This is a genomic window from gamma proteobacterium SS-5 (assembly GCA_009497875.2).
GTDB lineage: Bacteria > Pseudomonadota > Gammaproteobacteria > Chromatiales > Chromatiaceae > Magnetovirga > Magnetovirga frankeli.
The window spans coordinates 439,356-461,329 of the sequence record CP032508.2 but is presented as its reverse complement, the minus strand read 5'-3'; the positions used below and the strand labels follow the sequence as shown (position 1 = coordinate 461,329).

The following is a 21,974-nucleotide window of genomic DNA, read 5'->3' as shown; positions in this document are numbered from 1 at the left end:
GTCTGGCATTGGGCAAAAAAACGCCCCTTGCGGGGCGTTTGTCTGTTGTGCTGCCAGTGCTTCGATCAGAGGCTGTAGTACATATCGAATTCCACTGGATGGGTGGTCATGCGCAGGCGAGTGACCTCATCCATCTTCAATTTGATGTAGCCGTCGATCAGGTCATCGGTAAATACCCCGCCGGCGGTGAGGAATGCCCGATCGGCATCTAGCGACTCCAACGCCTGATCCAGTGAGTGACAGACGGTGGGGATGGCCTTGGCCTCTTCCGCCGGCAGGTCGTAGAGGTCCTTGTCCATGGCCTCACCGGGATGGATCTTGTTCTGGATGCCATCCAGCCCGGCCATCATCAGCGCGGCAAAGGCCAGGTAGGGGTTGGCGGTGGGGTCGGGGAAACGGACCTCGATACGGCGTCCCTTGGGGTTGGTGACGTAGGGGATGCGGATTGAGGCAGAGCGGTTGCGGGCCGAGTAGGCCAGCATTACCGGGGCCTCAAAGCCGGGCACCAGACGCTTGTAGGAGTTGGTGGAGGCGTTTGTGAAGGCATTAAGGGCGCGGGCGTGCTTGATCACCCCGCCGATGTAGTACAGCGCCAGGTCGGACAGGCCGCCATATTTGTTACCGGCAAACAGGTTCTCCCCGCCCTTGGCCAGGGACATGTGGACATGCATGCCGGAACCGTTGTCGCCGACGATGGGCTTAGGCATGAAGGTGACCGTCTTGCCGTAGGCGTGGGCCACGTTCTGGGTGACGTATTTCTGGATCTGTACCCAGTCGGCCCGCTCTACCAAGGTTGAAAACTTTGTGCCTATCTCGCACTGGCCGGCGGTGGCCACCTCGTGATGGTGGACCTCCACGGGTACACCCATCTCTTCCATGGCCAGGCACATGGCACTGCGGATGTCGTTCAGGGAGTCCACCGGGGGGACCGGGAAATAGCCGCCCTTGACCGTGGGCCTGTGGCCCATGTTGCCGTCGTTGTACACCCGTTCCGAATTCCATTCGGCCTCTTCCGAATCGATTTTGACAAAACAACCGCTCATGTCTGCACCCCAGCGAATGTCATCCAGGATGAAGAACTCGGGTTCAGGGCCGAAGAAGGCAAGATCGGCAATGCCGGTGGATTTGAGGTAGTCCTCGGCGCGTTTGGCCACCGAACGGGGATCGCGCTCGTAGCCCTGCATGGTGCTGGGTTCGAGGATATCGCAGCGGATGTTCAGGGTGACCTCATCGGTGAAGGGGTCCAGCACCAGGGTGTTTTCGTCGGGCATGAGCACCATGTCCGATTCGTTGATGCCCTTCCAGCCTGCGATGGAGGAGCCATCGAACATCTTGCCGTCGGTAAATACCTCTTCGTCTATGGTGTGGGCCGGCACGCTCAGGTGCTGCTCCTTGCCACGGGTGTCGGTGAAACGAAAATCAACAAATTTGACCTCGTTTTCCTTGATGATATCGATGACTTTGGACATTGCTTAGGGTCTCCAACCGGGGTTTAACTATCCGCTTGTTGCGGGGTTTCGCTGCAAGTGTGAGCAGTAATTGTGCCAGCCTCATGGGTCAAGATCAGGGCTGTTGATTTAATAGGTTTTTTTAATCTGAGCCAGGGACTTTGCCGACGCTGAAGGGGATTTTTTCGTCGCAAGCCCTGACCTACGCACCATTAGGGTGCGCTTTATTTGGGTCTTGCACCTGAATTGTGCGTAGCAGTTTGATCGAGCCCAGATAACCCAGATCACCAAGGCGGGCGGCCAGGTCCTGCTCGGCCACTGCGGCATCATTCAACTGTAGTTCCAGATGGACCTGACCGTTCAGGTAGTGCAGTACCAGGTCCAGGCTGTTCAGGTCCGGCAGCAGATCAGCGCAGCGCTGCCTCAGGTCGGCCACCACCTGGGAGCGCTGGGGCAGGATGGGCCCATCGGGCGGGTCTTCGTCGTCCTCTGGGTCTATGTGTACGGTGACGTCCATGATCTCATCGAAGTGCTGCTTGAGGCCGGTCTCTACCAATACGCTGATCAAATGCCCTTCAGAGACGCTGATGCGCGGCTCTACCAGCACATGGACATCCACCGAGGCATCCCCGCCCAGGCTGCGGGTGCGCAGCATGTGTACATCCCGTACCCCACCAACCTGGCCGATCCAGTGCCTGATCTCCTCTACCCGAGTCTTTGCCAGGGCCCGGTCGGCCAGTTCTTGCATGGCCTCCCAGCCCAGTTCCAGGCCCATCTTGGCGATCATCAGGGCGACCGCGATGGCGGCGATGGCGTCCAGGTATTCAAGCCCAGCCATGACCCCAGCCACGCCAATCAACACCACGATGGAGCTGATGGCATCCGAGCGATGGTGCCAGGCATTGGCCACCAGCAACTTGGATCGACTTTGCCGCGCCACATGCAGGGTGTAATGGTACAGCGCCTCCTTGGCCAGGATCGAGGCCAGGGCGGCATAGATGGCCAACACGCCGGGGATCAGCAATTCATCGGGGTTGAACAGGCGCTCCGCTGCATCCCAGCCTATGCCAATGGCCACCAACAGCAACAAGGTGCCCAGAAACAGGGTGGCCAGGGTCTCGTAACGGCCATGGCCATAGGGGTGATCCCGGTCCGGCCGATTGATGGATTGGCGCGCCGCCAACCAGACCACGGCATCAGAAAATAGATCCGATAGGGAGTGTATGCCATCGGCAATCAGGGCCTGGGAGCTGGCCGTGTAGCCGATGATGATCTTGATCACCGAGAGTAACAGGTTGATCAGGGCACCGATCAGGGTCACCCGCTGCGCAGCACCGCTGCGCTCCTTTGCATCCGTTATCTCATTCATCTTCGGTTTCCTCTGCCTGGAGCAGAAAGTGGTATTCATCGCCCTCCTGACGCTGCGCGATCAGGCTGTGACCCTGCACCCTACACCAGGCGGGGATATCCTGCAGGGTGCCAGGATCGGTGCAGATCAGCTGCAATTGATCACCCGCGTGCAATTGCCCCATCTTTTCCTGCACCCGGATGACCGGCAAGGGGCAGAGCAGGCGGCGGGCATCCAGTGAGACCTTCACAGCAACCAGTCCGCTTTCAGGTCATCGGGGTGCAGGGGGGCCACCTGCAGCAGGCGGGTCTGACCTTGCCGGTCGGTGTGGGAGATACCCACCTGCTGAGCTTCGCGGCCCTGTCCGTAGCGGGCCAGGATGCGCGCCGCCTGTTCGATCTGCTCCGGCCCCGGCTCGCCATCGATCAGCGCCAGCGGACCGGGATGGCTTTCGCTGTCCAGATGGGCGTAGTCCTTGCGGTAGCCTTGCAGGTATTTTACTTCACCTTCCTCGCGGGCGACGATGAGTTTGTAATTCTCTGCCGGGCGTATGTGCCGACCCACCTTGAGCAGCATGATGTCGTCGATCTCGTAGTGGCGTTCCCCTCTGGATGCCCAGAGATCGGCCAATTTCACCGAATAGTCCTTATCGGTCAAAAAGCAGCAACCGCCTGCCGGTTGCGCCCATTGTTGGATGCCGAAGGATTTGGCCAGCTGGATCTGCGGTCGGCGCGAACGGCCGGTAAAGCCATACAAGCCTTCTCGATCCACCCAGCCCTCCCGTTCGGGCAAGGTAGCAGGCATGTATTTGGCGCACAGAGGGCGCAGCAGCAGGTCATCGGCACCGGAATGCCTGGCTATCAGGGGCAGGGTTTCCTTACGCTGGGACATGGGCCGCTGGCCCTTGACCTCACCGCTGACTATGAAATCAAAGCCATTTTGCAGCATCCATTCATGCGCCTTGCGCACCATGAAGATCTTGCAATCCAGGCAGGGGTTGAGATGGGCACCATAGCCGTATCTGGGATTGAGGACCACATCCTTATACTCTTCCATGATATCGATTATATGTAGCTTTATTTTGAGTTGTTCTGCCACCCAGAGGGCGTTGTGGCGCTGTTTTGCGCCCCTGTTTCGTATCGCCCGGGTATGCCCCTCAACACAGAATCCCGTATAGAAATTGATCCCTTCGACCCTGATCCCCTGCTCCTGCATGACGCGTGCGGCGAGCATGGAGTCCAGCCCCCCCGAAATCAGTACAACGGCTTTCTTTCTATGCTTCATGGCTTACAATCTGGCTGGATAGGGTATGCATAAGGTCGAAAATCCCTTAGGGCGTGGGCTTGGGCCTGGCCGAGCCAATGCTTGCTAAAGGATTTGAGATCCCTTGACGGGACGCAAGGCTATCGTCCTTGTCAATAAATTGATACTGTATGCTTTATAAATAAGATATAATTCACTTAATCAAACAGATAGCAAGCATTTTGAATGTATATGAATAACGATGAATCACAACTGCTTACCTTTCAGGAACTGATTTTTTCACTTCAGTCCTATTGGTCAAGACAGGGCTGCGTGGTACTGCAGCCCTTTGATATGGAAATGGGTGCCGGTACCTTTCACACTGCTACCTTCCTGCGCTCCATAGGTCCCGAGCCCTGGAGTGCCGCCTATGTACAGCCCTCACGCCGCCCCACGGACGGCCGCTATGGCGAGAACCCCAACCGCCTTCAGCACTATTACCAGTATCAGGTGGTTCTCAAGCCCTCACCGGCGAATATCCAGGATTTGTATCTGGATTCCCTGCGGATGCTGGGTATTGACCCCCTGGTGCATGATATTCGCTTCGTGGAAGACAATTGGGAATCACCCACCCTGGGTGCCTGGGGTCTGGGCTGGGAGGTCTGGCTCAACGGCATGGAGGTTACCCAGTTCACCTATTTTCAGCAAGTGGGGGGGCTTGACTGCCGCCCGGTTACCGGGGAGATTACCTACGGCTTGGAACGTATCGCCATGTATCTGCAGGGTGTAGAGAGCGTATTTGATCTGATCTGGACCCAGGGGGCGAATGGTCCTGTGACCTATGGTGATGTATTCCATCAGAATGAGGTGGAACAATCCGCCTACAATTTTGAGCAGGCCAATGTGGAGTTTCTGTTTCAGTATTTCGATGAATGCGAGCGCATGGCCAATCAACTAATCAACGCCAATCTGCCCCTGCCGGCTTACGAACAGGTTCTCAAGGCCTCTCACAGCTTTAATCTGCTGGACGCCCGACATGCCATCTCTATCACTGAACGTCAACGCTTTATCCTGCGCGTACGCGCCCTGGCCCGCGCCGTGGCTCAGGCCTACTATGAAGCCAGAGAAAAACTGGGATTTCCCATGAACAAGATGACTCAGGAGCCTGCCAATGTCTGATCGCGCCGATCTGCTGTTTGAAATTGGCACCGAGGAACTACCCCCCAAGGCCCTGCTCAGGTTAGCCGATGCCCTGCAACAAGGTTTTGCCCAAGGGCTTGAGCAAGAGCAGCTCAACTATTCCAGCATAAAAAGTTTTGCAAGCCCACGCCGCCTGGCCCTGATGATCAGCCAATTGGAATGCCGTCAGCCTGATCAGCAGATAGAGCGGCGTGGACCTGCCCGAACGGTCGCCTTTGATGAGCATGGTCAGCCCAGCAAGGCCCTGCTGGGCTTTGCCCGCTCTTGCAAGGTGGATCCAAGTCAACTGATAAGCATAAAAACCGATCAGGGTGAATGGATGGGGCATAGCTACATCAAGCCAGGCTCCTTAACCCGGGATCTGCTACCGCACATTGCCGAGCAGGCCCTGGCCAGCTTGCCCATCCCCAAACGTATGCGCTGGGGCAATCAGGATTTTCAATTTCTGCGTCCTGTCCACTGGCTGCTGTTTCTTTTTGGCAATCAAACGGTGGCTTGTACCCTGTATGGTGTTCAGGCCGCTGCCTATACCCATGGGCACAGGTTTCATCACCCCCAAGCCATTGAATTGGACAGCCCAGCAGATTATGAGGCCCGCTTACAGGAACCAGGTAAGGTGATTGCCGATTTTAGCAAGCGCCGTTCCAGCATAGCCAAGCAGATTGAGCAAAGTGCGCAGCGTCTGGGTCTGCAAGTGGATTTAGATACCCACCTGTTGGATGAGGTCTGCGCTCTAACCGAATGGCCTGTTGCCATCAGTGGTTCCTTCGATGCCGGTTTTCTGCAGGTGCCGACAGAGGCCCTGGTACTGACCATGAAGCAGAACCAGAAATACTTTCCTTTATACAATGCCCAACACAGACTCGCCAATCATTTCATCACCATTGCCAATATCGATAGCCCAAAACCCGAATTGATCAAAGAAGGCAATGAAAGGGTTATTCGTCCACGTTTGAGCGATGCCATGTTCTTCTGGCAGCAAGATGGCAGGATCCGTTTAGAAGACAGGGTGCAACGACTTTCTCAGGTTACCTTTCAGAAGGATCTGGGTTCACTTTTCGACAAGACCCTCAGAGTTCAGAAGCTTGCACATTGGTTGGCAGAAAGGACTGGAGCCGATATCCAGGCTGTTGATCGTGCTGCCCTGCTCAGCCGTTGCGATCTGATTACCGAGATGGTCTATGAATTCCCAGAGATGCAGGGTCACATGGGTAGGTATCAAGCGCTTCGCGATGGCGAAGATGAAGAAATTGCCACTGCCCTGGCTGAGTTCTATTTACCCAGACATGCCGGCGATGATTTACCCAAGGGGCAGATTGGTCAATGCTTGGCCCTGGCAGATCGCATGGATAGCCTGTGCGGTATCTTCTCTGTAGGCCTGAAACCCAGTGGCGATAAGGATCCCTACGGTTTGCGGCGTGCCAGCATAGGTATCATTCGTATACTGAAAAATTATCAGCCGCTGATAAATTTCAGGGAATTGATCCAGGCCTCACTGAATAATCAACCGAGATCCCAGATAGGTGATAGCCGTGAGGTTGAGGATTATTTCATCGAACGCATCAAGGCGGTCTATCTGGATGCGGGCTTTAGCCTTTCCAGCATTCAGGCCGTTTTGGCTACCTGCCCCTCATCCTTTGCCGAGATGAATGCCAAGATTCAGGCCATCAGTGAATTTACTCAAACACAGGCAGCTGCCGAGTTGATTGAATTGAACAAGCGAATTAACAATATCCTGCGTAAACAAGATGAGCATGACCTTGGCCAACCCTCAGCAGATCTGTTCCAGCAGGTAGAGGAAACAGCCTTGTTCAACGCCTTGCAAGCAGTGCATACAGAGATCGAGCAAGCGGTGCAGGAGGGGCACTTCGCGAATGCGCTGGGTCTGTTGCTAAGCCTGAAAGACCCGGTTGCAGCCTTTTTTGAGGCTGTCATGGTTATGGATGAAAATACCGAACTGCGTCTTAATCGCTTGGCAATGCTGGATCAGTTGCGCCTGTTGTTGCTTGCCCCTGCTGATCTAACCTGCCTGTGACCCTGCTGCGCTCTATCCTCTATCTGGTCTGCATGGGGGTCAGTGTTGCCCTTTATGCCAGCCTGATACTTATCCTTTCCCCTTTTCTTCAGAAGGGTTTTTTGTCTCGTATTGCTACCCACTGGGGGTGGGTCAATCTGGGTTTATTGCGATTTATCTGTGGTCTATCCTATGAGGTTCGCGGTCTTGAAAAACTGCATCAGTCTGAGGTACCCAGTATCATCATGGTGAAGCATCAATCCGCTTGGGAGACCATAGCCCTGCGCGGGCTACTTCCGTGGAATCAAGCCTGGGTATTAAAAAAGGAGTTGCTCGCCTATCCGTTTTTTGGCTGGGCGCTCAGGGCAACAGGTCAGATAGCCATTGATCGCTCCCAAGGCAAGAAGGCATTGAGCACCTTGTTTGAAAGGGGCATTGTGGCCCTACAGCAAGGCTTTAATGTGATCATATTTCCGGAGGGAACACGCACTCCATTTGGTAGCAAAGGCAAGTACCATCAGGGTGGTGCCATGCTGGCCGAACGCTCCCAGGCGCAGGTAATACCCATAGCCCACAATGCCGGTTTGCTCTGGCCTAAGGGTTTTATCATCCAACCTGGAGTTGTTCAACTCGTAATCGGTGAACCCATCCCTACCCAGGGACTCAAGGCTAGAGAAATTGGTACTCGAATTGAGCAACAGATAGAATCTGAAATGGATAGATTGGTTGGTTCAACTAAGCATTAATCCAATCTATCCTCTCTAACCTTAGATATCTAGATTCTCTACCGCCATTGCATTGCGCTCGATAAATTCCTTTCTGGGTTCAACCACATCGCCCATCAAGGTAGTGAATATTTCATCGGCACCAATGGCATCCTCTATGCGTACCTGAAGCAGTCGTCTGCTATCGGGATTCATAGTGGTTTCCCAGAGTTGATCTGGATTCATCTCACCCAAACCCTTATAGCGTTGGGTGCTTATTCCCCGCTTGCCTTCTTCCATCAGCCAATCCAAGCCCTGGCCAAAATTACTGATTTCCTGGCTTTTATCCTTGCGCCTTACATAGGCACCAGGCTCGATCAGACCCCAGAGTTTGTCCGATAGGCCCTTAATCTTTCGGTACTCATTGGTCTTGAAAAAGTCTAAATCCAGTACGGTGACATTGGTGATCCCATGGGTCTGTGCCCTAATCTCTATCTCTTTGCCACCATGGTAAGTAAGGGTTAAGGACATGCGTTTTTCATTGGTATGTGAGAGTTTTTCTTCTATCTCTCTTATCCAGGCCTCTATCTTGTCTGTACTATCCAAATCCTCTGTATTTAAGGTCTGCGTGGAAAGCAGAAGTGATACCAGTTCCTCTGGATATTGCCTTGCCAGACGTTTGATAATTAATTGAACGGTAATGTATTCCTTGGCTATCTCTTCAAAAGCCTTGGCTGAAAGTGCCGGGGCATCTCGTGATATATGCAGTTCTGCATTTTCCATGGCCAACTGAAGTAGGTACTGATTAAGTTCCTGCTCATCTTTTAGATAGCGTTCCTGCTTGCCTTTCTTTAGCTTGTAAAGGGGTGGCTGAGCTATATAAATATAGCCGCGCTCTATCAATTCTGGCATTTGTCTGTAAAAGAAGGTCAGTAAAAGGGTTCGTATGTGTGCACCATCCACATCCGCATCTGTCATGATGATGATGCGGTGGTAACGCAGTTTATCTGGGTCAAAGTCATCCTTGCCTATTCCGCATCCCAGTGCCGTGATCAGAGTACCCACCTCGGCTGAGGAGAGCATTTTGTCAAACCTGGCCTTTTCTACGTTGAGAATCTTACCCTTCAGGGGAAGAATGGCTTGAGTTCTACGGTCCCTACCCTGTTTAGCAGAGCCGCCCGCTGAGTCCCCTTCCACTAGATAGAGTTCGGATTCCGCTGGATCTTTCTCCTGACAATCGGCCAATTTTCCTGGTAGTCCTGCAATATCCAATACGCCTTTACGCCGGGTCATTTCTCGGGCCTTGCGGGCTGCATCACGGGCCCTAGCTGCGCTGATCATCTTGTTGCATATAGCGCGACCATCGCTTGGCCTTTCCAACAAAAACTCGTGAAGGCTTTCATTCACCAGGCTTTCAACAACCGTCTTTACCTCGGATGAAACCAGCTTATCTTTGGTTTGAGATGAAAATTTGGGGTCTGGCACTTTTACAGAGACTATTGCCGTCAACCCCTCTCTGGCATCATCTCCGGTAGTGTTAACCTTGCCTTTTTTTGCTAATTCTTCTTGATCAATGTAACTATTCATTGTTCTAGTGAGTGCAGATCTAAAACCAGCAAGATGAGATCCACCATCCTTTTGCGGAATATTATTGGTAAAACAAAAGATATTTTCTTGATAGGTATCATTCCATTGCATACCGATCTCTACCTCAATACCTTCTTTATTTTTTTTGAAGTAGATAACTTCTTCATGCACAGGAATTTTATTTATATTAAGGTGCTCTACAAAGGCCTTTATACCGCCTTGGTATTCAAAAGTATCCTCCTTGTTTTTACCCTCATCCTTTAAATGAATTCGGACCCCTGCATTAAGAAAAGAGAGTTCTCTCAAGCGTTTTGCAAGAATATCGTAATGGAACTCGATATTTGTAAATATCTCAGGGCTTGCTCTAAAGGTTATTGTTGTACCTGTTTTATCCGAATCTCCAATAGCCTCTAAGGGTTTTTCTGGTACCCCGAGGTGATACACCTGGAAGTATTTTTTTCCATCCCTGTGAATATTCAATAGCAGCTGGTCTGACAGCGCATTTACTACAGAGACACCTACACCATGGAGTCCGCCCGAGACCTTGTAGGAATTATCATTAAATTTACCTCCAGCGTGCAGAATTGTCATAATGACCTGAGCTGCAGATACTTGTTCCTCTTCATGCATATCAACTGGAATACCACGTCCATTATCAGAAATCGTCACACTTGTGTCCGCATGGATGATCACATCGATTTGTGTGCAATACCCAGCAAGGGCTTCATCGATTGAATTATCCACCACCTCAAACACCATGTGGTGCAAACCTGTTCCATCATCGGTATCACCTATATACATGCCAGGGCGCTTGCGTACTGCGTCCAAACCCTTTAGTACCTGAATGCTAGATGCTTGATATGACATTTATTCTCCAATTGAGTCAGTCGAAACCTTGCTGTGTTTCACGTGAAACACAGAGTTTGAAAATCGTTTTAGTTCAAGAGTTGAAAAATTACCTGTAATTAGACACTGAATATTTTTTTGTTTAAGAGTACTCAAGAATAACTCCTGAATATCTGTAGAAAATTCAGAATCAAAATCATCTAAAAGAAAAATAGGCTTATTATCAGTCTGATTGGCTAACAAATCTATCTGAGCCAAATAAAGAAGGAGGAGAAAGTATTTTCGTTCACCATTGGAGCAGTAATCAATTAATGAATAATTATTCTTGATTAAATCTATATTGCAGTAATGTGGACCAGCAGAGGTAAATCCCCGTTTAATATCGGTTTGTAGATTCGATTCTAACACCTCGACTAAAGGCCTATTAACCGACCAGCCACGAGAATAGCGCAATTCAAGATCCAACTGGGCTAATTTACATAATGTTAAGCCAATATCTTTGATATGCTCAGCCCGATATTCATCTAATTTATTAGCAAGTTGTATAAGGTTTCCCGTAAAGGATTTGATAACTGCATGATTATTTTGTTTTAAAGCTTCATTTCTTTGCTTTAGACAACGATTATATTGAATAAGGACATCGTGAAAATCGTGTTTCACGTGAAACAATCCCCAGTCTAAGAAAGCAGAACGCTCTTGCCTCATACCAAAAAAAGAATGAGCAACAGAAGTACCAAAAAATTGAACAGGCACAAGCCGTGCCAATTGAGACAACCGAGGTAGTGGCCTTTCATTGATCCGGATTAGAATAGCCGAATCGTTCAAGGAAAATTGAATTCTATAAGAAGCTTCTGAGTCAGAAATAGCTACCAAATCTATCTGAGGCTTAACCTGCTTGGTCAAGGGAATAAGTTTATCCAAGCGTCTGGCACGAAATGATTTACCACGCAGTGCCACATAAATAGATTCAAGGATAGATGTCTTGCCTGATCCACTAAGGCCCTGAAAGAAATTTATTCCCTTTGCTAGCTTTATCTCTACTGAATCCAGATTGCGAACCTGCTTAACATGAACAGATTTCAGAAACATTCATTAAAGCCGCATCGGCATAATCACATACTTCGTTTCTTCATCCAGTTCAGCATGTATTAGGGCACTGGTATTAGAATCGCTCAGATTCATAACAATATTATCGGCCTCTACTACAGACAATATATCCAAGAGATAAAGAACGTTGAATCCAATCGAGAGGTCATCAAAACTATATTCTATATCCAAGGTTTCCTCAGCTGTTTCATGCTCCGGATTATGAGCACTTATTGTGAGATGGTTTTCGGTAAACTGAAAAAGTACTCCTTTAAACTTCTCATTAGATAGCACAGAGGCACGTTGCAGACTGTTTCTTAGATCTTGTCTGTTCAAGGTAATGGCTTTATCAAGATCAGCGGGTATCACTCTTAAATAATCAGGATACCGCCCATCGACTAGTTTTGAGGTGATACTTACCGAGGGTAGATAGAAACTAATATGATTGGATGAAAGTTCAATACCCACCTCATAATCAGAAAAGGTCAGCAGACGATTTAATTCAAGAATAGTTTTTCTGGGCACTATCACTTGAAGTAGATTTTCAATTATTTGTTTGTCCTTTTCCTTGTCCGCCATCGCCAGTCTGTGTCCATCCGTTGCTACACCGCGTAATGAATTACTGCTGATCTCAAACAACATGCCGTTCAGATAATATCTTACATCCTGTTGAGCCATGGCAAATTGGGTAAAACGCACCAAGTTCTTCAGCGCCGATTCCTTTATCTTGAAATTATGATTGGCCGCCGATGCCTCAATCTGTGGATAGCCATTTGCAGGCAATGTACCTAAAACAAATTTACTGGATGGCGTCTTTAGCTTCAGACGATCATCCTTCAGTTCCAATTCTATGCTGGCATCATCATCAATAAGTTTGATGATATCAATAAACTTACGCGCCCCTACGGTGAAGGCTTCTTCGGTATCGGTATCGATCTCAGTTGCTGCACGTACCTCAATTTCCATATCTGTACCCACAACACTCAATCTCCCCTGTCCGATCTCGAATAGCATATTCGACAAAATAGGCAGCGTTTGCCTTTTTTCTATGACACCGGAAACCTGTTGGGTCACATCGAATAATTTTTTCTTGGTAATAGATAAAAGCATAAATTAAAAACTTATTATTAAGATTAAGGAAAAGAAATCTGTGTATAAAATTAAAAAATTTTTTAATTTCATTTAGTTAAATAAAAATCGAAAGATTTTAACCAGTCTCTTTACCTGTGGATAAGCTGCCAGTAAAAAAACTGTAAATTCAGTAAAGATAAGGATCATTAAACTTGTCCAATCAACTGGTCAGTGTTCTCAACAGGTTATTGTAGTCTTCATCGATTCTGCTGTTTTCACCACGTAACTCATCTACCTTACGTACCGCATAGAGTACTGTAGTGTGATCCCTTCCACCAAAGGATTTACCGATTTCCGGCATACTCTGATTCGTCAATTCCCGCGAAAGGGCCATGGCGATCTGTCTGGGTCTGGCGATATTCCTGCTGCGGCTGTTGGATGATAGATCTGAGGTTCTTATGCCATAAAACTCAGCCACTGTCTTCTGAATATTTCCTATAGTCACCAATTTATCCTGAGCAGCCAGCATATCCCTCAGCGAACGCCGGGTAGTCTCCAGGTTAATCTCCTGGCCGGTAAACTTTGTACTTGCGATGACCCGCCTCAAGGCACCTTCCACATCCCGAATATTGGCTTGAAACCGCTTGCCAATGAAAAAGGCTACTTCATCGGGAAGGTCTGTTTGAAAAAGATCTATCGATTTTTTCTTTAGAATTGCTACCCTGGTTTCCAAATCTGGGGGCTCTACTCTTACTACCAGACCCCAACCAAAACGGGACTTGAGTCGATCTTCCAGGTTTAATTCCTTGGGATATTTATCACTGGTAAGTACAATCTGTTGCCGACTTTCAAATAAGGAGTTGAAGGTATGAAAAAATTCCTCCTGGGTTTTTTCCTTGTTGGCAAAGAATTGCACATCATCTATCAGCAGTGCATTCATATCACGGTATTTCTTCTTAAATTGTTCAATATTGCCCTGCTGCAAAGAGTTTACCATTTCATTGATAAAACCTGTTGCATAAAGATAGCAGACCTTCAATCCAGGGTCCTTGGCCAACAGGGCATTTCCTATGGCGTGTAGCAGATGGGTCTTGCCAAGACCAGTACCACCATAAACAAACAAGGGGTTATATACTGTTCCTGGGTTTTCTGCTATCTGCACAGCAGCGGCTCTCGCCAATTGATTTGATTTACCCTCAACAAAGGTTGAAAAGCTAAAGTCCTTGTTAAGATTTGAGATAGTGGCTTGCGTCCCCGTAGAAACCCTATGCTGGGCTAAGGGACGATCGTTTGCGGTGAGAGGGCTGACATCGGAAATATTTTGTTTCTTTGTACTACCTATCTCCAGTCTGACCTTGAAATGTGAATGACTTATGTCTGCAATATAGGATTTGATCAAGGAAAAATATTCCTTGCTAACCCAATCCAATACAAAACGGTTTGGCGCAAGCAGAATGATGCTGCCTGGTTCGGTCACTGCTTGTAGGGGCAATATCCAAGTGTTGAACAATTGCGCTGAGAGATTTGATCGCAATCTTTCCTGGCACTGCTGCCAGCAGAGTTTTTCTTCACTATTTGTCATATTTTAAGGTGTTGCATAGGGTTTACTGAGGCTGTTATACAGGTTTGATTGACAAATGGAACATACTACGCTACCATCTCGCACCTTTTCAACCGGCATCTTAGCATTAAACACAATAGCATTATCCAGGAGATAGACTTATGAAAAGAACCTTTCAACCCAGCGTACTTAAGCGTGCACGTACTCACGGATTCAGGGCCAGAATGGCCACCAAAAATGGTCGCAAGGTACTCAGCGCCAGACGCGCCAAGGGGCGCAAACGCCTTACCGTTTAAGCTGATAGGATCATCTGTCAGGTGCGGTCCATAATGCCAATTAATCCTGTCTCAGCAAGTCAATAGAATTCCAGGCAAGGATTTTTTCATCGACTATGCCATGCGCTTACACACGCCAGAAAAGGTTAACCAAGACCGGTGAATTCAATCGGGTTTTTTTAGCTCGGAATAGAATCCAAGATAGGTTATTTTCACTGGTTTATGCCATCTCAGACCAAGAAAGGGCACGCTTGGGGTTGGCTATTGCAAAAAAGAACCTACGCCGGGCTGTTGATCGTAACCGGGTAAAGCGCTTGACCCGAGAATCATTCAGACAGAGTTGGGGCGATCTGCCGGCCCTGGATATTGTGGTGCTTGCCAAAAAGGAAGTCAGATTGGCAAGCAACAAACAGATATTTCAATCCCTTGAGTCGTTTTGGCAAAAACTCATGGGGAAGTGACAGCACAGGAAATATAACCCATGGATAACTACCGATTAATATTGATCGTTTCATTGGCCTTCCTGAGCGTTATGCTATGGTCAAGCTGGCAGAATGACTATAACAATTCCGTTTCTGCACAGGTTGGAAATCAGGCAAATCCGGTCAAACCTACAGGTTCTGATATTCCTGAGGCCAGGGTAGAACCCCAAGGTAATACCTCCCTGCCTTCAGAAAGTAAAGAATCTACACAAAACAACACAAAGGGTGAGCGTATTCTAGTCAGGACGGATGTCTTATCACTTGAATTAGACACTCAGGGCGGAACTATCAAGGAATTGGACCTTCTGGAATATCCTTTATCTCCGGAAAATGATGATATACCTTTTAGATTGATGTCAGATAATCCAAACAATTATTTTATTGCTCAGTCTGGCCTATTATCTGATGAATCAGTTGATGTACCAAATCATAAAAAGACCTATAGGGCAGAGAAGAGAGATTATGCACTGGCTGAGAATTCCGATGAGCTAAGTGTTTTGTTGCGCTGGAAATCAGATAATCTTGAGGTAGAAAAAATATATGAATTTCAGCGTGGTTCCTATGAAATAAAGTTAATCCATAGAATAAAAAACCTATCCAGCTCAGATCTGCCAATCCGTGACTATCGTCAATTCATGCGTGGCAACAACAGCATGTCTCAGGAGTCGGCATTTATCTACACCTATACTGGTGGTGCTATCTTTTCCCCAGAAGAGAAATTTTCAAAACTTGATTTTGATGAATTGGCCAAAGAGACACTGTCAAAGGATGTTACAGGTGGCTGGATTGCCATGATGCAGCATTATTTCTTGGGGGCCTTCATTCCCGATCATGATAAACCGCAGCATTTCTACTCCAAGAAGGCCTCTGATGAACGTTTTATCCTAGGCCTTTATAGCGCATCAAAGAATCTAGCACCTGGCGAATCAGCAGAATTCACTGGCCGTATGTGGTTGGGACCCAAACTCCAAGAACATTTGGAGGATGTGGCCCCTGGACTTGAATTAACTACTGATTACGGATGGTTAACTGTGATTGCGAAGCCTTTGTTTTGGATACTAAAAAGTATCCATGACTTGGTGGGTAACTGGGGCTGGGCCATAGTATTGCTAACCGTCCTGATCAAACTGGCCTTTTACCGACTCTCAGCCGCCAGTTATCGATCCATGGCTGGTATGCGTCAACTGGCCCCGCGCTTGCAGCAGATTAAAGAGCGTTATGGAGATGACAAGGAAAAATTCAATAAGGCAATGATGGAGCTATATCAAAAGGAGAAGATCAATCCAGTAGGTGGATGCCTGCCCATCCTGGTACAGATTCCGGTTTTCATTGCCCTGTACTGGGTGCTCCTGGAAAGTGTCGAGTTGCGCAATGCACCCTTTATTCTCTGGATTGACAATCTATCGGTCAAAGACCCCTACTATATTCTGCCTCTGGTCATGGGTGTATCCATGTACATACAGCAGAAACTAAATCCGGCTCCACCAGACCCATTGCAGGCCAAAATCATGATGAGCCTGCCCTTTATTTTTACTGTATTTTTTGCCTTCTTCCCCTCAGGCCTGGTGCTCTACTGGGTTGTGAATAATCTACTTTCCATACTGCAACAATGGCGCATTACCAAGCTCATAGAGGCCAAGGGCAACTGACCAGCAATGATGCCTCTACTATAGTCGCTCAAACGACCCCACAGGGACGTGGTGGCATTGGCATAGTACGTCTTTCAGGCCCGCTTGCTTACTCTATCCTTAACCGCATAAGCGGGGAACGAAAATTTACTCCCAGAAAGGCCCATTTCTGTCATTTTAAAGATGATCTGGATCGTCTTATTGATACTGGCTTGGGCCTTTTTTTTCCCAGACCCTTCAGCTTTACCGGAGAGGATGTAGCAGAGTTTCAGGTCCATGGCAGTCCCCATGTTCTGGATATGCTGATTGAGCAGGCAATCAAGCTGGGTGCGCGCTTGGCTCAAGCGGGAGAATTCAGCTATCGGGCCCTGCTGAATGATAAGATAGACCTGACCCAAGCCGAGGCCATTGCCGATCTAATCGATGCTGGATCGCGTCAGGCAGCACGACTGGCCAGTCTCAGCCTTAACGGTGTATTTTCCCATCGAATTCAGGGACTACTTGATCAGCTGGTCCATTTGCGCCTGCATCTTGAGGCAGATTTTGATTTCAGTGAGAATGAAATAGAGTTCCTCTCTTGCAGTCAGTTGCATGAGAAACTGTTCCGTCTGATGGGGCAATATGATGCAGTAATAGCCTCTGCCAAGCTGGGTAGGCTGATGCAGGAGGGCCTCAAACTGGTTCTAGCTGGAAGGCCCAATGCGGGTAAATCAAGCCTGCTGAATTGTCTCACCGGTCAGGATTCGGCCATAGTCACTGAAATCCCTGGCACTACCCGTGACACCTTGCATGAGCAGATCAATCTGGATGGAATTCCCCTGCAGATCATAGATACTGCGGGTCTGAGGGAATCTGAAGATCCTATTGAGCTACTGGGTATAGCGCGTACCCGCAAGGCCATGCAAACGGCCGATCAATTGTTGTGGATTCTGGATGACAGCCTGGACGAAGCCCAGCAGATACCCGAAGACTTGCCTGAGGGGATCGATCTGACCCTGATTCGTAACAAGATCGATCTCAGTCTCAGCCCTGCTGGTGTGTTATCTCAACAACCCTGGGTTGAGATTGGGGTTTCGGCCAAGACTGGGGCGGGCATGGAGGCCTTGCGCGAGCAGATAAAAAAAAATGCAGGCCTGAGGGAAAACGACCAAGGGGAATTCATTGCCCGAAGGCGCCACCTGCAGGCCTTGGCACGGGGAAGAGGTCATGTTCAGCAGGCGCAGGAACTGAATCAGGCCCAGTTGGGCAGGGAATTGATCGCCGAGGAATTGCGCCTGGCCCAGTCCGCCCTGGGTGAGATCACAGGGGAATTCTCCAGCGATGACCTCTTGGGAGAAATATTCTCCCGTTTTTGTATTGGAAAGTAGCAAGGCAGCCAAAATTTAGGCTTACCCGCCGCACTCTAAACGCAAGCGGCACTGTGTAAAAGCCGATTGCAGAAAAATCAGACTTTAAACACCTTGCAGCTTTGAATAAAGTCCTGGATTTGGTTTGATTGACCGTAGCGCAATTCTACATAAACCTGAATCAAAGGCTCCAGTTGAGGGGCTATATCCGGTCTGATCCTGGCTACGCGTTGACCAAAATCCCGCATGCCTTCGCTGGGCCGGCGGTTCAAACCCAGCCTGATTAAATGGCGCAATACAGGTTCAAAGGCCTGCTCTACCTGATCCCTGGGTGGGCCTGCCCGGCGGTAATAAAACAGATAATAGACCAGCAATAGGGCCAGGGGGATAAAGGCAGCAATCACCCCCAGACTGCGATAAGGCAGATTGGCCAGGCCCAATTGTTCCAGCAGATTGCGTTGTGCCCCACGGTCATAACCTATGACCCAGCGATACCAGGACATGTTCAGGGCGTCCAGGCCCCAGCGCAGATTGCGTGTCAGCAGATCGGTGAAAGAATTGCGTTGCATCACAAAACCGACTCGATCGCCTCCCTGATCCAGGTCCAACTGTTGTTCAATCCGTTCCGGGGCAACGGCGGCGGTGGGGTCCACCCGCACCCATCCCTCGCTCTCCAGCCAGACCTCGCTCCAGGCATGGGCGTCGGATTGACGCACGATCAGATAATCCCCCCGGGGATTCTGCTCACCACCCAGATAGCCGGTGATCAAGCGGCTGGGGATGCCGGCCAGGCGCATCAGCAGGGTAAAGCTGGTGGCATAGTGCTCGCAAAAGCCTCGTCGGGTCTCAAACAGGAAGCCGTCTGTGGGGTCCTTGCCCAACAGTGGGGGACGCAGGGTATAGACAAAGGGCTGTTCACGAAAATGACTCAGGGCCTGCTCCACCACGGCCCGATCTGAGCTGGCCTTGGTCCGCCAGCCCAGCGCTAGATCGCGCACCCTGTCACTGACCTGATCCGGCAATTGCAGGGCCAGACGGCGTTCATCCAGACTCAAATCGGCAGAAAAATACTGGGTAAAGGAGGTGCCTCTGTAGGACTTGGTCTTGCTCACCTGCTCCTGGCTGATTACCTGAAAATCACGGGTCAGTTTGGCCTTGCCTGGTGCCTTGGCCGGCAGATCCAACAGAATCAAGCGTTTATTGTCGGTAGCCTCCAGAAATATGCGATAGCTGTAGCTCTCCAGGCCGGTGACTGGCTGTTGCAGGGGGAGCATCATCTGAGCCGAGCGGGTCCAACGGCGGCCATCGGTCTGCCACATCACCGGGCCGCGCCAATAAAGCTGGGCCTTGGGCGGCTTTGCCTGGTCGAATTCTACCCGAAAGGCGGTCTCGCGGGACTGGATCAGGTTGCTGATGCTGCCCGGGGTCACGCTATCGGAAAGGCCGGTCTTGGCCGCCTGCTCGGTGGAATGAAAGGCCCACAGGGGGCCTTGCAGCCGGGGGAAGATGAAAAACAGCAGCAGGGTAAAGGGCAGCGCCTGCAAGGCCATGCCCATGGCCTGGCGCGCTGTCCGCCAATAGGCGATTTCTCGCAGGGAATTGATGCGAATCAGTACGGATATAAGGCCTATGGCAACGGCCAGCAGGAGCAGCGTCATCTGCATGGCATCTTCGTAGAGAAACACTGTGATGAGGATGAAAAACCCCAGCAGTACGCTGAACTGAATATCTCGCCGCCGGGTAATCTCCAGCAACTTCAAGCCGGCCATGACCAGCAGTAGGGATATCCCGGTCTGGGAATTGACCAAGGGCTGGCTCAGGCCGAGCACCAAGGCAAAACCGCCCAGAGTGAGTGCCAACAGAATGAATCTATGGGGTTGCAGCCGGGGCACGAAGGCAATGACCAGCTTGAACAGGAGAAACAGATAAAACAGGCCGATGAATTGGGGCTTTAGATGGGCCAGCAAGGGGGCAGCGGCCAGGCCCATGAAGCCAAGCAGCAGTAGTAACAGGGACCGATCAGGAACCTGCACTAGCGGGCTTTGCTGTACCCATTTACGGCCTATACGTGCCATGCCTGATACCTGTTCATAACCCGCTGATTAGCTTGCATAGTCCAACTCGGATAGAAAAAGCGTCCGTTTGGGTAAGTATTAGCAAAAGAGGTAACCTTTTGTTCAAATGAAGTTGGCCAAACCCCACCCACCACGCCACCCTGAGGTTTCAAATTCTAAGTGGCTGTTTCAGCCTTGCCAAACAGGGCCAGGGCGCGCAGTACCCGCTGCAGGTGCTGCTCCCCCAGGTCTGGGGCTATTTCCAGACCACCCAAACGGATGCCAAAGGGATGGCCCTGCTCTACCGCTTGCAGCACGGCGTAGCACAGCTGACCCAGGCGTATCTCCGTATGGGGGCCGGGCATCGCCGCCAGGTCCAGCCAGAAGTCACGGGCGATCTGGCTTTCATACTCCCGGCTCATCAGCTCATTGCCCCGGGCCAGGGACTGCCAGTGGATACTTTTTAGCGGGTCACCGGGTTGGTATTGACGAATGCCATGAAAGTCCTGGCCCGCTGGCGTCCGCCGGGGAAAACCCTGATTGTCCGCCGCCTCGCTGCCCGTGCTCATCTCCAGATTCCAGGGCTCGGGCCGGGGATAGATCAGGCCACGCAGATCGGAATGGATATAGCACCAGGCACGGAAAATACCCAGGGGATAACGGGTCTCCAGTCGGCAGCGGCCCAAGGGCAGAAGGCCGCGTACCTTGCTGGGCAGCTCCAGATGAAAGCGTGGTTGAATCTGTCCAGGGCCAAAATCCAGGGCGCTGAGGGCGCCGCTGGGGTGGCTCAACTCCAGATCACCCCGCAGACGCTCCGTGGGCGCGCTCAGATCGAACTCGAAGCTACAGGCCTCACCGGCAAAAACCGGGTGGCAACGACGCGGCATCAGGCACAGGCCGAGCAGATTGCGCCAGCTGTGGATCATGGCCAGCAGGCCCACGGAGGCGAGGAAAAAGGTCAGCAGAAAGCCCAGATTATTGGCGTAGTTGATCGAGCCGATCAGCAGCAGCACCAGCAGGATAAAGAACACCAGACCAAAGGGCGTGGGCAATATGTAGATAGCCGACGGCCGCAGCCGTATGGCCCCGGTCTCAGCCGGTCTATTGACCCGCGCCAGGCTGGTCAGATCCCATTTCATGGGATGGCGACTGAGCCTATGAGCAGGTCCACTAGGCGCTCGGCATTCTGCCCCTGGCTGTCGGTACCCTGCAGCCGGTGGCCACAGACGGCGGGCAATACCGCCTGCACGTCTTCGGGGATCACCATATCCCGCCCCTCGATCATGGCCCAGGCGCGGGCAGCGGCCAACATGCCCAGCCCGGCGCGGGGGGAGAGGCCGTGGATAAAATCATCCGACACCCGGGTAAATTGCAGCAGGGCCTGGCAGTAATTGAGCAGGGCATCCGAGGTATAAATGTCAGCCGCCTGGCGCTGTAACTCCAGCAACTGCTCAACGCTGACCAGGCACTGGGTGCGGGCCAGCAGGCTGCGGCGATCCTCGCCGCGCAGCAGCTCCCGTTCAGCGGCCTCGGTGGGAAAACCGATGTGGATACGCATCAGAAAACGATCCAGCTGGGATTCGGGCAAGGGATAGGTGCCCACCTGATAGCCGGGGTTCTGGGTGGCGATGACGAAAAAGGGCGTCGGCAGGCTGCGGGTCTGGCCTTCCACGGACACCTGCCGCTCCTCCATGGCCTCCAGCAGGGCGCTCTGGGCCTTGGGCGTGGCGCGGTTGATCTCATCGGCCAGCAGCACCTGGGAGAAGACCGGGCCTGGATGAAACCGAAACTCGCCAGAGTCCCGCTCGAAAATGGACACGCCCACCACATCCGAGGGCAGCAGATCGCTGGTGAACTGGATGCGCCGATACTCCAACCCCAGCAGATGTGCCAGGGCATGGGCCAGGGTGGTCTTGCCCACCCCCGGCAGGTCCTCGATCAGTAAATGGCCACGGGCCAGCAGACAGGCCAGGGACAGCTTGATGGCCGACTCCTTGCCGAGGAGGATCTGCCCCATCTGGGCGGCGACTGCGTGTAACAATGGGTTCATGCCGGGACATCCTGAGGCTGGGTCAAGTACTA

The 21,974-nt window shown here is 50.9% G+C and carries 18 protein-coding genes; 7 read left to right on the top strand and 11 right to left on the bottom strand.

Features of this window, described 5'->3' with window-relative positions:
- Nucleotides 1-65: 65 nt before the first annotated feature.
- The 4 genes from glnA to D5125_07345 form a co-directional block, all read right to left on the bottom strand.
- Nucleotides 66-1,469: a glutamate--ammonia ligase gene (gene glnA / locus D5125_07360; GenBank protein QFY89318.1), complete on the bottom strand. Its 1,404-nt coding sequence runs from the start codon at nt 1,467-1,469 to the stop codon at nt 66-68.
- A 181-nt stretch (nt 1,470-1,650) separates the two neighbouring features.
- A complete protein-coding gene (locus D5125_07355; GenBank protein QFY89317.1) occupies nt 1,651-2,817 on the bottom strand; it encodes a cation transporter in 1,167 nt (388 codons plus the stop codon).
- Nucleotides 2,810-3,055 (bottom strand): sulfurtransferase TusA family protein, encoded by a 246-nt coding sequence (locus tag D5125_07350; protein ID QFY89316.1) that lies wholly within the window; start codon nt 3,053-3,055, stop codon nt 2,810-2,812. Before D5125_07350 ends, D5125_07355 begins: the two co-directional genes overlap by 8 nt.
- A complete protein-coding gene (locus tag D5125_07345) occupies nt 3,043-4,080 on the bottom strand; it encodes a tRNA (5-methylaminomethyl-2-thiouridylate)-methyltransferase (GenBank protein QFY89315.1) in 1,038 nt (345 codons plus the stop codon). The genes D5125_07350 and D5125_07345 overlap by 13 nt, the downstream gene beginning before the upstream one ends.
- Before the next feature lie 210 nt (nt 4,081-4,290).
- On the opposite strand from D5125_07345, the gene glyQ reads away from it, so the two are divergent.
- The 3 genes from glyQ to D5125_07330 are packed head-to-tail and all read left to right on the top strand — an operon-like array spanning nt 4,291 to nt 7,998.
- On the top strand, nt 4,291-5,217 hold the full coding sequence (gene glyQ / locus D5125_07340; GenBank protein ID QFY89314.2) for a glycine--tRNA ligase subunit alpha: 927 nt from the start codon (nt 4,291-4,293) through the stop codon (nt 5,215-5,217).
- Nucleotides 5,210-7,273 carry a glycine--tRNA ligase subunit beta gene (locus D5125_07335; protein ID QFY89313.1) on the top strand — a complete coding sequence of 688 codons (2,064 nt, stop codon included), beginning with the start codon at nt 5,210-5,212 and terminating at the stop codon, nt 7,271-7,273. Before glyQ ends, D5125_07335 begins: the two co-directional genes overlap by 8 nt.
- Nucleotides 7,270-7,998: a 1-acyl-sn-glycerol-3-phosphate acyltransferase gene (locus D5125_07330; protein ID QFY89312.1), complete on the top strand. Its 729-nt coding sequence runs from the start codon at nt 7,270-7,272 to the stop codon at nt 7,996-7,998. Before D5125_07335 ends, D5125_07330 begins: the two co-directional genes overlap by 4 nt.
- A 21-nt stretch (nt 7,999-8,019) precedes the next feature.
- On the opposite strand, the gene gyrB is transcribed toward D5125_07330, so the two are convergent.
- From gyrB to dnaA, 4 genes are all read right to left on the bottom strand, one after another.
- A complete protein-coding gene (gene gyrB / locus D5125_07325) occupies nt 8,020-10,410 on the bottom strand; it encodes a DNA topoisomerase (ATP-hydrolyzing) subunit B (protein ID QFY89311.1) in 2,391 nt (796 codons plus the stop codon).
- On the bottom strand, nt 10,411-11,478 hold the full coding sequence (recF, locus tag D5125_07320) for a DNA replication and repair protein RecF (GenBank protein QFY89310.1): 1,068 nt from the start codon (nt 11,476-11,478) through the stop codon (nt 10,411-10,413).
- A gap of 3 nt (nt 11,479-11,481) precedes the next feature.
- On the bottom strand, nt 11,482-12,585 hold the full coding sequence (locus D5125_07315; GenBank protein QFY89309.1) for a DNA polymerase III subunit beta: 1,104 nt from the start codon (nt 12,583-12,585) through the stop codon (nt 11,482-11,484).
- Nucleotides 12,586-12,766: 181 nt separating this feature from the next.
- Complete coding sequence (gene dnaA / locus D5125_07310) at nt 12,767-14,128, bottom strand: chromosomal replication initiator protein DnaA (GenBank protein QFY89308.1); 1,362 nt, start codon at nt 14,126-14,128, stop codon at nt 12,767-12,769.
- Between the two features lie 140 nt (nt 14,129-14,268).
- Between dnaA and rpmH the strand changes: the two genes are divergently transcribed.
- The 4 genes from rpmH to mnmE all read left to right on the top strand — a co-directional run bounded on the left by rpmH (nt 14,269) and on the right by mnmE (nt 17,859).
- Nucleotides 14,269-14,403 (top strand): 50S ribosomal protein L34, encoded by a 135-nt coding sequence (gene rpmH, locus D5125_07305; protein ID QFY89307.1) that lies wholly within the window; start codon nt 14,269-14,271, stop codon nt 14,401-14,403.
- A 95-nt stretch (nt 14,404-14,498) separates the two neighbouring features.
- Entirely contained in the window at nt 14,499-14,843 is a 345-nt protein-coding gene (rnpA, locus tag D5125_07300) for a ribonuclease P protein component (protein ID QFY89306.1), read from the top strand.
- A gap of 20 nt (nt 14,844-14,863) precedes the next feature.
- Nucleotides 14,864-16,513 carry a membrane protein insertase YidC gene (gene yidC / locus D5125_07295; protein QFY89305.1) on the top strand — a complete coding sequence of 550 codons (1,650 nt, stop codon included), beginning with the start codon at nt 14,864-14,866 and terminating at the stop codon, nt 16,511-16,513.
- Nucleotides 16,474-17,859, top strand: coding sequence for a tRNA uridine-5-carboxymethylaminomethyl(34) synthesis GTPase MnmE (mnmE, locus tag D5125_07290; protein QFY89304.1), 1,386 nt, complete (start codon nt 16,474-16,476; stop codon nt 17,857-17,859). The genes yidC and mnmE overlap by 40 nt, the downstream gene beginning before the upstream one ends.
- 77 nt (nt 17,860-17,936) lie before the next feature.
- Here the strand turns inward: mnmE and D5125_07285 are convergent, their stop codons facing one another.
- The 3 genes from D5125_07285 to D5125_07275 form a co-directional block, all read right to left on the bottom strand.
- The gene (locus D5125_07285; protein QFY89303.1) at nt 17,937-19,913 is read right to left on the bottom strand and encodes a DUF3488 domain-containing transglutaminase family protein; all 1,977 of its coding nucleotides are present in this window, start codon (nt 19,911-19,913) and stop codon (nt 17,937-17,939) included.
- A gap of 155 nt (nt 19,914-20,068) precedes the next feature.
- The gene (locus tag D5125_07280) at nt 20,069-21,031 is read right to left on the bottom strand and encodes a DUF58 domain-containing protein (protein ID QFY89302.1); all 963 of its coding nucleotides are present in this window, start codon (nt 21,029-21,031) and stop codon (nt 20,069-20,071) included.
- Complete coding sequence (locus tag D5125_07275) at nt 21,028-21,942, bottom strand: MoxR family ATPase (protein QFY89301.1); 915 nt, start codon at nt 21,940-21,942, stop codon at nt 21,028-21,030. The genes D5125_07280 and D5125_07275 overlap by 4 nt, the downstream gene beginning before the upstream one ends.
- Nucleotides 21,943-21,974: the final 32 nt, after the last annotated feature.

Bases quoted from the DNA above. Each gene is read 5' to 3' on its own strand.
- D5125_07280 (QFY89302.1), bottom strand. From the start codon at position 21,031: ATGAAATGGGATCTGACCAGCCTGGCGCGGGTCAATAGACCGGCTGAG.
- D5125_07335 (QFY89313.1), top strand. From the start codon at position 5,210: ATGTCTGATCGCGCCGATCTGCTGTTTGAAATTGGCACCGAGGAACTA.
- D5125_07275 (QFY89301.1), bottom strand. From the start codon at position 21,942: ATGAACCCATTGTTACACGCAGTCGCCGCCCAGATGGGGCAGATCCTC.
- D5125_07345 (QFY89315.1), bottom strand. From the start codon at position 4,080: ATGAAGCATAGAAAGAAAGCCGTTGTACTGATTTCGGGGGGGCTGGAC.
- glnA (QFY89318.1), bottom strand. From the start codon at position 1,469: ATGTCCAAAGTCATCGATATCATCAAGGAAAACGAGGTCAAATTTGTT.
- yidC (QFY89305.1), top strand. From the start codon at position 14,864: ATGGATAACTACCGATTAATATTGATCGTTTCATTGGCCTTCCTGAGC.
- mnmE (QFY89304.1), top strand. From the start codon at position 16,474: ATGGCGCATTACCAAGCTCATAGAGGCCAAGGGCAACTGACCAGCAAT.
- gyrB (QFY89311.1), bottom strand. From the start codon at position 10,410: ATGTCATATCAAGCATCTAGCATTCAGGTACTAAAGGGTTTGGACGCA.
- glyQ (QFY89314.2), top strand. From the start codon at position 4,291: ATGAATAACGATGAATCACAACTGCTTACCTTTCAGGAACTGATTTTT.
- D5125_07355 (QFY89317.1), bottom strand. From the start codon at position 2,817: ATGAATGAGATAACGGATGCAAAGGAGCGCAGCGGTGCTGCGCAGCGG.
- recF (QFY89310.1), bottom strand. From the start codon at position 11,478: ATGTTTCTGAAATCTGTTCATGTTAAGCAGGTTCGCAATCTGGATTCA.
- rpmH (QFY89307.1), top strand. From the start codon at position 14,269: ATGAAAAGAACCTTTCAACCCAGCGTACTTAAGCGTGCACGTACTCAC.
- dnaA (QFY89308.1), bottom strand. From the start codon at position 14,128: ATGACAAATAGTGAAGAAAAACTCTGCTGGCAGCAGTGCCAGGAAAGA.
- D5125_07315 (QFY89309.1), bottom strand. From the start codon at position 12,585: ATGCTTTTATCTATTACCAAGAAAAAATTATTCGATGTGACCCAACAG.
- D5125_07285 (QFY89303.1), bottom strand. From the start codon at position 19,913: ATGGCACGTATAGGCCGTAAATGGGTACAGCAAAGCCCGCTAGTGCAG.
- rnpA (QFY89306.1), top strand. From the start codon at position 14,499: ATGCCATGCGCTTACACACGCCAGAAAAGGTTAACCAAGACCGGTGAA.